The organism is Chitinophaga qingshengii (assembly GCF_014529935.1).
Taxonomy (GTDB): domain Bacteria; phylum Bacteroidota; class Bacteroidia; order Chitinophagales; family Chitinophagaceae; genus Chitinophaga; species Chitinophaga qingshengii.
Window position 1 is genome coordinate 743,572 of record NZ_JACVFC010000001.1, and the last position, 14,141, is coordinate 757,712.

Annotated in this window: 8 protein-coding genes; all 8 read right to left on the minus strand. The window is 45.7% G+C overall.

The genetic code is table 11. The annotated features are described in order from the left end of the window. Window positions 1–94: 94 nt before the first annotated feature. A complete protein-coding gene (locus ICL07_RS02645; protein ID WP_188086393.1) occupies window positions 95–994 on the minus strand; it encodes a glycosyltransferase family 2 protein in 900 nt (299 codons plus the stop codon). A 115-nt stretch (window positions 995–1,109) separates the two neighbouring features. Beyond that, window positions 1,110–1,814: a LytR/AlgR family response regulator transcription factor gene (locus tag ICL07_RS02650; protein WP_188086394.1), complete on the minus strand. Its 705-nt coding sequence runs from the start codon at window positions 1,812–1,814 to the stop codon at window positions 1,110–1,112. Continuing rightward, complete coding sequence (locus tag ICL07_RS02655; protein ID WP_188086395.1) at window positions 1,815–2,858, minus strand: sensor histidine kinase; 1,044 nt, start codon at window positions 2,856–2,858, stop codon at window positions 1,815–1,817. It abuts the gene before it with no gap. Between the two features lie 65 nt (window positions 2,859–2,923). Then, window positions 2,924–3,343 carry a lipocalin-like domain-containing protein gene (locus ICL07_RS02660; protein ID WP_188086396.1) on the minus strand — a complete coding sequence of 140 codons (420 nt, stop codon included), beginning with the start codon at window positions 3,341–3,343 and terminating at the stop codon, window positions 2,924–2,926. A gap of 130 nt (window positions 3,344–3,473) precedes the next feature. Next, window positions 3,474–4,523, minus strand: a complete 1,050-nt coding sequence (locus ICL07_RS02665; protein ID WP_188086397.1) for a glycosyltransferase family A protein — start codon at window positions 4,521–4,523, stop codon at window positions 3,474–3,476. A 74-nt stretch (window positions 4,524–4,597) separates the two neighbouring features. Further along, window positions 4,598–11,728: a condensation domain-containing protein gene (locus ICL07_RS02670; protein ID WP_188086398.1), complete on the minus strand. Its 7,131-nt coding sequence runs from the start codon at window positions 11,726–11,728 to the stop codon at window positions 4,598–4,600. 28 nt (window positions 11,729–11,756) lie between these two features. After that, complete coding sequence (locus tag ICL07_RS02675) at window positions 11,757–12,461, minus strand: thioesterase II family protein (protein WP_188086399.1); 705 nt, start codon at window positions 12,459–12,461, stop codon at window positions 11,757–11,759. A 9-nt stretch (window positions 12,462–12,470) separates the two neighbouring features. Continuing rightward, window positions 12,471–14,138 (minus strand): cyclic peptide export ABC transporter, encoded by a 1,668-nt coding sequence (locus ICL07_RS02680; RefSeq protein ID WP_188086400.1) that lies wholly within the window; start codon window positions 14,136–14,138, stop codon window positions 12,471–12,473. Between the last annotated feature and the right edge of the window lie 3 nt (window positions 14,139–14,141).

The following is a 14,141-nucleotide window of genomic DNA, read 5'->3' on the forward strand; positions in this document are numbered from 1 at the left end:
CAGCTGCTCTTTTCTTATCGCCTTTTCTATTCTACCTTCTACAAACTTTTGAAGAAACATTACTTTTGGCAATTAAAGCAGGAAGGCAAGTCTTTTATAATAAACTAAGAACATGCTCGCTAAACAGTTTCCGGAGCAGCTTCTTGTCATATATGCCGAAATTATCATTGTGGTCTACTATGTGCCTGCAAACCGTCACACAGCGAGCGACTTCTCTTCGGGAGAAGGAAGCAGCATCTCCTTTAAGTAATTTCAGATACACCTTCTGTTCTACGGGTGTCAACCGGATTTGCAGCCTTTCCAACTGGGTCAGCCTGATCATATCTGCATATTTTACTTGCTCTTTGTGTTTGGCAGATGATATCTGATTTGGATGTACCCGGTATTGCATCAGTCTTTCGCCAATATTTAAAACCTGAAACCGGCTAATACAACTGCTGACAAGCGCAAAATCCGCTGCATACCTGTACTTCTCATTATAGAAAAGGTCATGTTTCAGTATAGCGCTTCTGCGAAACATCAGTGACGGATGAATAGTGTAATTGTTTATGAGAAAATAAACCGCCATTTCAGCACTGGTAGCACCCGGATAATTGATCCATCCGATTTTTGCATTGTTTTCATCTATATAGGTACCCTGGGTACCTATACAGCCGGTATTCAAATGACGGTCGAGATACCGAACCTGTGTCATTAGCCGGTCGCTCTCGGAGATATCGTCTGCATCCATCACTGCTATATATTTTCCAGTGGCCATACGCATTCCGATGTTTCTGGCAGGATAGTTCCCTTTATTGGCAGGCAATGACACATATTTTATCCGGGAGTCGTCATATGTGCGAATAATATTCCCGGTATTGTCTGAAGAGCCATCGTTGATAATAATCAGCTCCAGTTCTTGATAGGACTGTGATAGGACACTATCTATCGCCATGGAAATGTAACGTTCCATGTTATAGCATGGCATCACCACAGATACTAACTTGTTTTTCATTGTTTTTATTTTTACAACGGCCGTTCAGGAGGCTAATTCTTTTTAAACGGCCCGTTCTTCAATCTGGGCTACCAGGCAGGAATACAGGGCAAATTGGCGGGAGGGCACAGAAAAATCATGACGTTGATTTACCATCTTTAAATCCCAGGAGAGCGTAAAAGGCACTACGGTATGTTTCACTGACCGGCAACAATCTTTCACGGATCATCACATGGCCACGCTCAATGAACGCTACTTTATCGACGGCTATCATAAATGACTTGTGTATTCTGCATAGTTTTTCACGGGCAACAATTGATTCCAGTTCATTGAAAGTCTGTAAGGTAAGTATCTTCTCTTTTTCCGTATATACACAGCGGTAATCTCTCATTCCTTCTATGTATAAAACATCGTTGTAAAAAATCCTGATATTACGGTACCCAGCCTGTATGAAAAAAAAGTCTCTTGACTCTGGTTGTCTGGCCTGAGCCTGTTCATGTATTCTTTCCACCGTTTTCAGAAAACGGGAAAAATCAAATGGCTTCAACAGATAATCTGCCACATTCAGCTCATATCCTTTTAGTGCATATTGTTCATAAGCCGTAGTGATAACAGTATAGGGTATATTTTTCAGGGAGGCGATCAGCTCAAGCCCATTCAGTCCTTCCATTTCTATATCAACGAATGCCAGGGTAACAGGATGCTCTTTCAGGTACAGGAAAGCTTCCATACTGCTATAAAACTCCCCTACCAGGTTCAGGTAGGGAACCTTTTGAATAAAACCGGCTGTTTTTTTCAATGCCAGGGGTTCATCTTCTATAATAATGCAATCTATCAGCATCTAAAATAACTTTAACCGTACATCGTAATACATTCCATCTTTATTAACCTCCAACTGGTAATGGCCGCCATACTGAAGATCCAGCCGTTGCCTGATCAATCCCCAACCGAGGCCGCCATTTTCACTTTTCCTGTATTTTACGGCATTGTAAATGTTACGGCATCTGAATAGTATTTCATCCGCTTTAATGTTGAGGTCTAATACAATTGCATCGGTTGTAGTCCTGCTTCCCACATGCTTAAAGGCATTTTCAAGGATAGGGATCAGGACCATCGGTGCAATCATATGGCCGTTGATACTTCCCTCAATATTGAATTTAACAAAATCCTGGTTAATAGACCTGATCTTTTCCAGATTAATATATTCCGTAATATAGTTGACCTCCGACCGCAAGGGGATTTTCTCATTGGTTGAAGATTCATAAAGTATAAACCGCAGCAGGCCGGAAAGTTTGTTGAGGTACACCGATGCGGCAGCAGGATCATCTGATAGCAGGGAATCAATATTATTGATGGTATTAAACAGGAAATGAGGATCCGTTTTTGACTTCACCAACTCCAACTGTGCCATCACATTGGCTTTTTCCAGTAACAACATTTCTCCCTTCGTTCTTATCAGTTTCTTCAGTACGAAGGATAATATACCCATTAACGCAAATGGGATGACGGACAGGTAAGCAGTAAGCAGAAAATATTTAAACGACCATGCAACAGCGAAGGAAACATAACTGAGCAATATGACAATTAATGCCGGCCAGGCCGACAACAGTAATATTTTAAACGGTATCCCCCATTTTTTGTGGGTACCGGCGGCCATTGAGAAGCAAATAGATTCGATAGTGTAAAAGGTAACAGTTCCTACTAACAGGACAACAGCATTCAGCAGCAACGTTTCATAAAGCACCTGTGCATAACTACGTATTGCCCCCCCCTTCACAGGAACAAATGCCGTGAACTGATAGGACCAGCTGACGAAGGTTAGCATAAATGGTACCGATACCCAAAAGAGGATATGTAGTATAATGATATATTTCTTCCGCTCCATGCAGGATCTTTTTAACAAAAAAAGAGCGGAAATGCGCTGTGACCTGCAACTTTCCGCCCCTGTTTTTATTTCTTGACATACTGATAATAGATAACTCCGCCTGATTTATTGCCTGATGCCGCATACGCTTGTTCCAACACCATTTCATTTTCATTCAACCGGGCAACTTTCAAGGTTGTTTGCCTGCCAGAGCTGAAACTCAATGATAAGCTGTTATCCTGCCGATTCCATTTACCATTGTCTTTGCCTGCAGCGCTGAAGCTGCCGTCTCCATTGAGATTAAGCACCGGATAATTAATAGTTTCAAGCCCTTCCATCTGACGGGGCGTTCCTTTTTGATCATTCACCAGTGTGAGGTCCGACAACTCCCAGTTACCTTTCATTCCGTCCAGCTTGGTACGGGTACCATCTGACTTATCGCAGGCGCTTAATACGGCTATTCCCATTACCAGGGTAAAAATGGATTTACAAAAAACTGTTTTCATAAAGTATAATTTTTGTTCAATCCAAAATTAAATCATGTAATTACCGCATGTAAGAGCGATTTGTCACGGACTGATATTTATCCGCCAAATCAAATATAACCCCTGCAAAAGGATTTTTGTTCCTTCATTTTTAACCAATTAAACCCAGATCAATCGGTATCTGCCTGTCGAAATTCTGATATACCACTCCTCTGCCAAACCCATTTTGATTAATAATCAAATTTTTATTATTTATATTTTTTTGATATATTTCTTGATTGGCAGCCATACGGTACATCATAATGGCCTTACCTACATCTTCCATGTTTGTAACCCGCATTAGATATATCGACTCTTCCGGGCCTGACAGCTCATAGTGTTCCTGGCCATCGATCGCCTGTAAGCATAACAGGTTGTTGTCATCATTTTTCAAGCTGATAGAACCATCCGGATTGGACGTCCATTCGCCGGCAGGACCTTCATCATAGCCAAATGTGAAGTGCTCCCCCTTGTAGCGGGTGGTAACAACTGTTCCCCGGATATAACGTTTATCACTGGTAAGTATCAGTAATTCATAATCTACCCCTTTTTCGCGGATAAATAACGCATAATATGCCTGCACCAGCCAATCGTTTAGTACCCGTTCCTTGTCGTCGTGTTGAAGAACTGCTACCAGGTTTATATTATCCATTACACATTTTTCCCTCCCCAACCTGATAATGCGGCGATAGAGGTCCTGATCTTCAAATCCATATCCCACTATGCTTTCATCATACCCGCTGACCAACAGAAAGTCGCGCTTCAGGCAACAGAATCGGCCCATGATGTCATGCATCTGGTACTTTTGATTGGTGAAATCTGCAATGATTATTACATCCGGATTGGTTTGGTATTGCCGGAGCACATACTCGGTAAATTCGGTATACACGATGTTATCGGCATCCACATTGCATATGATATCATTTTTTGCCAGCTGGAAGAGCATGTTCCGGGAGTGCGCACCGTTAAAAGATGTAGCACCGGAATAATGATAATAGGTGAGCCTTCCGGACACTATATACTCATTCAGGTTATCACGTACCCATTCTTCGAGGCCATCTGACGAACTATAATCCAGCAATAGGAATTCAACATTGGGAAATTTTTCGTTTTCATGCAGATTGAGCGGTAACGTAATTTTAACATGTTCTGTCCTATTCATGCTTACGGTGCAGTAAGAGATACTAGGAATGTCATTCATTGGGGAAGTCATTGGTAAATGAATTTTAGTGAAACTTATATAGTCTGTAACTGGTTCCTCAACAAACAATAATGGGCGACCTCATTCTTTATGAGATGTAGCAGGTCCATTATTTCCTCCACAGAGAAAATCTCATATGGATAAAAAACAGATAATTGCAACCTCCCTCTTATGACAATGCCCGACACTTTCAGCAGGTAAGGCCGCTCGATATTCCGGCTTAGTATTTCACCATAGTTTTCAAACGAAAGCTCCACCTGATTTTGGGTTTCGATCTCATCAAACTGTCCAAGGTAACTGACAGTGATCTGTGGGTCTGTTTTCCATTTATCATCATTGGGGTGCTGCAGGTACCTGAATATTCCATACCCGATACCTTTATTGGGAATGGTCCTTATAAGTCTGCGTACCTCCTGTAGGTGCAAAAGGGCATCTTCCTCCTCTTTTACGGTGATGTTCACAGGATACATGTTGGCAAACCAGCCAACAGTACGGCTTACGTTCATATCTTCCCAGGGGGATTCCCTGCCATGTCCTTCCATCGCAATCAATATTTCGCGCATTTCCTTCCATTTATACAATGCCCTTGTCACGATGCTGATGATCATTTCATCAGGACCGCAGCCAAACTGCGTACCCAGGTCCGTTATAAGCGCATTGGTTTCCGATTCATCGAGATGTACGGCTTCCATACGGATTTCCTGTTCTGAGAAACGCTTGCCTGCCGGGGATTGCAGCAAATCAAATGGTTTGGCCAGCATGTTTTCCCAGAGGATACGCTCTTCCTCCCAGGTATCCAGGGAAGTATATGTACTTAGCCGGTGTGACCAGTCGCCATACGAATCGCTTTGTTCGGGCAACATTAACTGGCTGCCTTCCATATAAGCAGCATATAATGTTTGAAAATCTTCCATCAGCAGACGCCAACTGAAGCCGTCCATCAACAGGTGATGGATCAGCACCAGTATCCTGTCCCGATCCGGGAACCTGAATCGGCAAACAGTGAACAGTGGCCCGAGTTCGAGGGTGGTATGCTGTTGCAGGCCTGCCACCAGCCGCTGTAACTCATTTACCGGCGCCGCAGATTCCCGGAGATCAAAATCCCTTATCAACAGTGGCTCTCCACTGTTATCGATTTGCTGAAAGCGAACACCTTTCTCATTCATCGGAAAAGTGCTTCTCAATGTTGCATGGTGATTGAACATGGCGTTAAAAATAGCCTCCAGGCCTTCCAGTGGAAGATCTTCTGCTGTTGCAAACATAAGCGCGGTATTAAACTGATGCTGGTCTGTGTGGTAGTTCTCAAAGAACCAGTATTGTATGGGCGTAAGCGGTATCCTGCCATCATCTGATGCGACCGGCACCTGCCGCCTTTGCTTTGTATCGATGATACCCGCCAGCATAGCAACGGTATCATGATTGAACACATTCCTGACTGCGGTGTGATATCCTGCCTGATTAAGTTTTGCGATCATGCGCAACACTTTCAGGGAGTCTCCGCCTAGATGGAAAAAAGAATCATGTATCCCTATTTCCTCTTTTCCCAAAACTGTTTTCCAGATATCCAGTAACAGGGATTGCTTTTGGCTATCCATCACCGGTATACTACCGGTAGAAAGCGTACTGTTAATTTCCCCGTCGGGAAGTACATGCCGGCGTACCACAGGTTGAGACAAGGGTAGCAATTGGCTGACAGCTATGTCAGTGTACCGGGGTATGGCCGCTGCCAACTCAGTAAAAAAAGCTGCCCAATATTCAATAGTTGTATTGGTGAATAGCCTGGTGGCATAGTGAATGCTCACGTGATAAGCGTTGCCATCGTCCACTACCTCCAGGGAAAGATCAAATTTTACCGTCTTTTTTTCATACCCGCCGATATTAATTTCTATATCCCGATCTTTCAGCATCTGCGTTTCATCACCCATGCTCCTGATATAGTTCTGGAAAAGGAACATCACATCAAAAACCGGGTTACGGCCAAGATCTCTTTTTCCTGCTACTTTCTCTACCAGCATTTCAAACGGATAATCCTGGTTATCAAAAGCATCCAGTGTAATGCGTTTCACCCTTTTTATCACCTCCGCCGGTGTTTCATTGGCATTGATCTGCATCCTCAAAGGCAGGGTATTAATAAACATACCCACAATCTCCTCCAGATCAGCATTGCTTCTGCCTGCAACTGGCGTACCTACGACAAGATCCTGTTGCCCGGATAATTTAGCCAGCCAGATGTAACAGACTGCGAGTAAAACCATGTTGGAAGTGGCTTCCTCCCGGGCGGCCAGTGCCCGTATATTTTCGGCTGTTTCGCCATCCAATATAAACCGGCAGGTGCTGCCTTCAAATGTCTGATGCAGTGGCCGGGCAAAATCTGTGGGTAAGTCGAGCAGCGGCAATGGCTCCCGGAACTGTTGCAGCCAGTATCTCTCCTGTGCAGCCAGCATTTGCCTTACTTCTGGCAACTGTTGCCAGAGCGCAAAGTCCTTATACTGCAGATACGGTTGCTCCAGCTCATCTCCTGCGTATAACCGCACCAGTTCTTTTATAATAATCTGGGAACTAATACCATCAGTGATGAGATGATGAAAATCAATCATCAGGAGTTTGTTTCCGGCACTGGTATTAGCCAGCGCCACCCGCATCAGCGGCGCCTGTGTTATATCGAATGGCCTGATAAATTGTAAGGCTGGGTTATCATCATTCAGGCAGTCAAAATGGTGTATCTGAAAGTCCACCTCATCGTGTACTACCAGTACGGGATCATCTCCTGGCATATGAAAGGAAGTACGCAGGCTATCGTGGCGCTGTATCAGCTTATGGAATGCCTCATTCAGCATTGCCTCATTCACATCCCCGCCCAGTTGGTAGAGCGAACACTCATTATATCCTGTACTGTCTGGTTCTATTTGTTGCAGGATAAACAGTCGGCGTTGTGCTGCTGTAACGGGATAATAGTATTGATCTTCAGCAGGCACCACGGCCAGGTAGTCTTTTCGTTCTGCATCCGTTATCAAGTGCGCCAGCTGGCGTATGGTCGGAATACGGAAGAAAGTAGCAACGGGTATCTGTACTTTTAGTCTTTTGTGTATGTTGGCCGCCACCATGATCACTTTCAGTGAATCTCCACCCAGTTCAAAGAAATTATCATCCACTCCTATTTGTTCGTAACCGAGTATCCGGCTCCAAACAGCAGCTACCTCTTTTTCGGCAGGCGTTACCGGCGCTGCATAGGTAGTATGTATAGCCGGCCGCGTTATCACAGATGACGGTGAGTGGACATCGGGACCTGGTTCATCTGTTTCCAGGGTTACCCATTTCTTTATTCTTTCCTGTAATGGAGTGGTACTGATAACCACCTGTTGCAATAGACAATTATCCAGTATGCTGCAAAAACTTTGCAGCCCTTCTTTGGGGGTCATAAAAAGGCGGGTGCGTTCATCATGCTGAAAGTCGGGACCGGCTTCAAAAAGCCACTCAGCGGTATTGACAGACAACCAGCGGGTTTCAGGCATTTTCATGTTTGCATAGTGCACAAAGGCATCCATGAAGCTGTTGGCCGCCACATAAGAAGAGAACCCGAGGCCCCCCAGAACAGAGGAGAGCGAAGACGTTAGCACTACAAATCCGGGAGAATATTCCTGTAACGCTTTAAAGAGCGCTGTAACGCCAAATACTTTTGGCAGGAACTGGGGATATATGCTTTCCGGTGTGAGGGTTTGCAGTTGTTGTTGGAGAATATCATTTCGTGTTTCGCCTGCCATATGGAAAACACCGCGGAGTGGCCCTGCAGCTTTGAGTATATTTTTCCACTGAGCAACATCATCCATCTCCAGTGAATAGTACATCACTTCGCTGCCTTTTTCCCGAAGGCGTTTTACCATGGCCACTTTCCGGCCGACACTACTTTCCGGGCTGAGGTTGTGCCAGGTATCAGGATCTCCGAGGAACTCCCTGCCAACAAGTATGAGCCGTGCCCGTAAATTAGTAGCGAGGTAATCGGCTACCAGGTAGCCGATCTTTCCCAAGCCACCGATGAGCAGGTAAGTTCCGTGCTGTAACATTGCCGGCAATTGTTCTCCGGAAGATAGTGACAAAGGCCGGTAGTTGGCTTCCCAACGCAGTCCTCTCCGATATGCCACCTGTTTATCTTTTCCGGTGTGCAGCAGTTCATTGTTCAAGGCTTCATTTTCCCTGACCTGGTTACCGGGTATTTTCTCCAGGTCGATGTGTATACAGTCCAGCGATGGAATTTCCTGTCTTGCTACCAACAAAATACCGGCGGCGAAACCGCCAGTTGGCTGAAGACTTTCTGCACCGGTAATCTGATACAGCCCCTGTGTAAGTACCTTTAGCTGGGGGCGATACGGTAATGTGCGGGCAGCTAATGACTGGCATAAATAAATGAGGCTGAAAAAGCCCTGCGGCAGCATATCCTTTACTGCTGTAAGTTCAGGTACTGTTTTTACCAGGTTCCAGGCATGCACTATCAGTTGAGGGGAGTGGCCTTCAACTGCCAGGTCATTCAATAGCATGTCATAATGTGGCCGTTGGGCAGGATCGAGGTAATAAAGATCACTGGATGCACGGCTATACGTTTTTGCGGGACATACGCCGATTACCTTTTCCGGTGCAGCTGCAACAAAAGCACGGAACCATGCTGAATTGATCAGCCCCGGAAGTAAAAATACAACTACTGTTCCGGCTATACTCTTTGCCTGGGGATGTATGAAGCTCCTTTCCCAGCCGGGAAAGTAAAACCATTTGTCTATTGTTTCCTTTACTCCTTTTGTTTCAGCGGAAACGATATATTCTTTAGGCTGTTGCATCCAGAAACTATGCTGATCAAACACATATCCCGGAAGAGAAACAAGTCTGCGGCCGGCGGATTTATACAAGACCTCCCAGTTGATATGACACCCTTGTTGCCAGAGCCGGGAGAGTACCTCCAGCACATCATATGCAGCCGGATAGGTCAGCATATCATGTGCGTCTTTTGCCTGCACGCGGATGCTCTTCCTATCATGCCCTCCTAAAAACAGCACCGTCGCATTTTCTGCAGCCGGCTGCCAGAACTTGTGACTGGAAGGGGTCATAGCTGTTTGCCAGAATGTTTCCTGCATAAAATCTTCCCTCTGAAGGGGTATCGGCTGGAAATTGCACAGGACGGACACCCGTACAGGATCTATCTCACATCTTTCCAATACCTTTCCTACCGGTTTTTTATGCAGGAAAGAAGGCATTTCTGCGAGAAATAATGTTATCCAAATACCCAATGCTGTCCGGATATCGATCGACGCCGACAATACAGGTGCGAGCAACGCGGTTCTCCCTTCTGTGATTACGGTAAGCGGCACTGCCAGCAGCGTCATCATAAACCGGGTTTCTGCATAAGTCAGCAAAATACCGGATAGCCCCTGCCAGATCATTTCCCGCTCACGATTTTGCAGGAAGGGATATTCTGTAGCCATCACCGTTGAAAAAATACCGGCCAGGTCTTCCGTCATTTCTTTGAACAACGGCTGCGAAAGATACCAGGGATGGTTAGACCAGCTGCTTTGGGCTGACTCAGACAAACGAAGTGTAAGTTCCGGATTTGCGCCGGCTGTCACCAAATGCTGTTCTCCTTCCAGCTGTTTAAGGCATCCGATGATCCCCTCTGCCATAAATGCCAAACGGTATGCCTGGCTCCTGCGGCCTATTTGAAGGGTGTAAGCCACATCCATGGGGTCAGCCTCCGGATGATCTCTGAGCCATGAACGGAACTGATGCAGGTACCTTTCCAGGGCTGTTTTAGTGGCTGCCGAAAACACAAAAAGCTGTGGGGCAGCTGCCTGGGGCAAAGCGAGCGGCAATGCCGGTGCTTCACCTATGATAACATGCGCATTTGTTCCGCCGATACCGAATGAACTAACACCTGCGTACATGGGTAGGTCATCATGAACATCCGTAGGCCTTGTCACAACATAAAAAGGACTATTCACCCAGTCTACCTGCAGATTAGGCACTTCAAAAGAAAGATTCGGCGGGATAAGCCGATGCTTCACTGCCATTACAGCCTTGATGAAGCCTGCAATACCGGCAGCCACATCAGCATGCCCTACATTCGACTTCACGGCGCCTATCCCGCAATAGGCTTTCCGCTCTGTTTCGAAAGCCTGTGTAAGTGCTTCCATTTCTATAAGATCCCCCAGCGGCGTTGCAGAACCATGGGTTTCCACAAATATCATTTCCTCCGCTGTAATACCTGCAGCCTGTTGGGCTGCCTTAATAACGGCAGCCTGCCCTTTTACACCCGGCGCCGAAAATCCGGCTTTCTGCCGGCCGTCATTATTCATCGCCGATCCTTTGATAACGGCATATATATTATTGCCATCCCTGACAGCATCTTCCAGCCGCTTCAGAACGACCACGCCAACGCCTTCTCCTGCCACGATACCATCTGCATACTGATCGAAAGCTTTGGGTATACCGGTAACAGAACCGATACTACCCGCCTGAGGCAAATATCCTCCAATAGTATTATAACTCATAGATACTCCGCCGCCCAGCGCCACTTCACACTCATTGTTCAACAAGGCCTGACAGGCAAGATGGACAGCAACCAGCGAAGTAGAACAGGCGGTATTCACTGTTACCGCAGGTCCTCTCAAATCAAGCTGGAAAGCAGTTTTTACGGCCAGGAGGTCTTTATTGGCCAACAACTGGGACTGGAACAGCCCCATATCAGCAACTTTGCCGGAGAACAATGCCATCGCCTGCCATACAAAAGAGTTGGAGGCGCCGGCGTAGATACCCGTAACAGGCTGCGCCGTCGCGTTATTGAATGGATAGCCGGCATCTTCAAGGGCATGCCATGCTTCCTGTAAAAACACCCGCACCTGTGGATCCGTCATATAAGCCTCATTGGGCGAGTGACCAAAAAAGTAATGGTCATATTTATCTTTATCTTCCAGTATTCCGCCAATAGAGCGAATATAATCAGGATGGTCCAGCAGCTCCCTGCTTATCCCTGCCGCTTCCAGTTCCTCCCGGGAAAACCAGGTAAAGGTATTCTTCCCCGATACAAGATTCCTCCAGAATTCGTCCACGCTGGCAGCACCGGGAAACCTGCAGCTCATTCCAACTACTGCAATAGCAGTGGTATCTATTTTTTTGGTATTGTTCATAGTAAAAAAGCAAGGATAAAATAACTACTTACCGAAGGGGTCGGGCAAGGTACCCCAGCTTCTCTGATACCAGTGTCGCCACCTGTTTTGGATGATCAAACAGGAAAAAGTGATTGCCCGGAAAGGTAATCAGGTCAATAGGAAAATTAGTTTCACGTTGCCAGCATCCGGCGCCGTCAGGGCTTACGTCCTCCTCATCTCCTAAAAGCACTGTTACGGGTACATCCAGCGGCGGAACGGGTGTATGGCAATAGGTATCAATTGCCTGAAGATCCGCCCTTAATACCGGTTCAAAAAAATCAAACAGCTCCATATTGCCGAGCAGCTCCTGCGGTAGCCCGCCAAGGTTTATCAATTCCCTGATAAAGTCCTCCTTTTCCAACTTATGGTGCAGCGCTGACTCTTCCCGGAACGAAGGGCCAGCTGTGCCTGAAACAAACAGGTGCACCGGCAGCGGATAACCGTCCTTTCTTGCTTTCAGCGCCAGCAGATATGCAACGATACCTCCCATGCTATGGCCATAAATGGTATAGTCTTTTTCCATGCTTTGCTGCATGCGGGAATACATATCATCTGCTATCTCCTGAAGATTGTATAGCAGTGGTTCGCTAATCCTGGCGCCACGCCCTGGTGGCTCCAGCACGGTTATCTTCATGTCTGTCGGAAAATGAGGCTCCAGCGCTTTGAAGCTATACCTGTTTCCACCCGCAAAAGGAACAAAAAACAAATCCATATTAAAACCCTATTTGATATCAATGTGTACTGCCTGGATACCAGGTTGTAAATAATGATCTTTTACGATTACTCCTTCCTCAAAATGAATGACACGGTCGGCACATGTATAATATGATTCGTCGTGTGTTACAGCAACCACCGTCTTTCCACGCTTTTTCAGCAGTGGTAGTATATATTTATAAAACCTGGCCCTGAAATACGGATCCTGCTCTGCTGCCCATTCGTCCAATAATATCACGTCTTTTTCCTCCAGCAGTGCGTAGATCATCGCCAGGCGTTTCTGCTGCCCTTTTGAATAACGCGTACCGATATCTTTATAAATAGTATCCAGTTTAATCACATCCTTGAGCTCCATTAATGCGATCAGATCCATAAACAGCTCGTTGGAAGTGGTAAGATCCCACTGGTTATAATTTTCATTGAACAAATAATTCCCTGTAAAAATGGCGCTTAGCTGGTCACTGTAGTAAGGATAATTATGTATCCCGATTTCCTTACCATTCAGTTTTATGTTACCGGAAGCAGGGAGGTATAAACCGGCCAGCATATTCATAAATGTACTTTTGCCGCTGCCGTTCGAACCGGTGATGAATACTACTTCTCCCTTACGTAACTCCAGGTTCAATGGCCCGATGCCAAACGGTTGTTTGCCATTGCGACTTTCATAAAAAAAAGAGACGTCCTCGAACCGGACATTGAGGAATTCCTGTATTTCCGCCAGGTCGTTATATTGCTGCTTAACAGTGATGTTAGCCCTGATACTGTGTTCCAGCTCTTCTATCCGCTCTACCGCAATTTTAGTTCTGGTGATAAATGGGATAAAGGTTATCAGTGTAGAAACCGGCCCCATCATATATAGGGTTACTACCACAAAGGTATTCATCTCTGCTACACCCAGGTGATTGAGTGCCGGAAAAACAAAAAGGATCAATCCCAGCAACAGGTACCAGCTGAGACTTCCGGCCAGTTCATTATTTAGATACCTGATATTCGTTTTTACAGAAAGCTCGCGTCCCTGATCCCTGTTTCTCTGTAAAAAATCATGATACAGATTTTCATTTCTTTCGATGCTCATTTTAACTTCCCGGAAACCAAAGAGTAGATCGCGGAGATATTTATAGTATTGATTCTGGAGGTCTCTCACCTTATTCAGTTCTACTTCTATTTTCTTATTTCTCAATAAGTAGAGCAATAGCAAGAATATCATCAATACCAGCAGGGCAGCTCCGCCAAGTGGTTTTATCCAGAACATATAAGCGAGCCCGCAAACCACCATGATAGCGGCATTAAAAAGACCCAGTATTACTTCGGGCGTCTGCGCCAACATTTTGGCGTCGCTGATGGCAGTATACACTTTTTCTTCGCCCAGGCCTTCAAAGTCCTGGAACAACGCAGCTCTTATCTTTTGTAATAAGGATACCTCTACTGTATAGAGCGCATTCTGCGATAGTTTGATCATATAGGCATGAAAAACTCTGCCTACCAACAGAATACCCACCAACAGCAGTATATATGCCAGCCACTCATATCCGGGGAATGGCAGTGCTTTGCCCGACATCCGGTTATTAATAAGTATCAGCATTCCGCTGGACATCGCACTGTTCAGTAATCCTAATACAACGATGATAACCATTGTTTTTGCCGGCGGTCCGGGAAACAGTCTGAATAGCTTCATAAA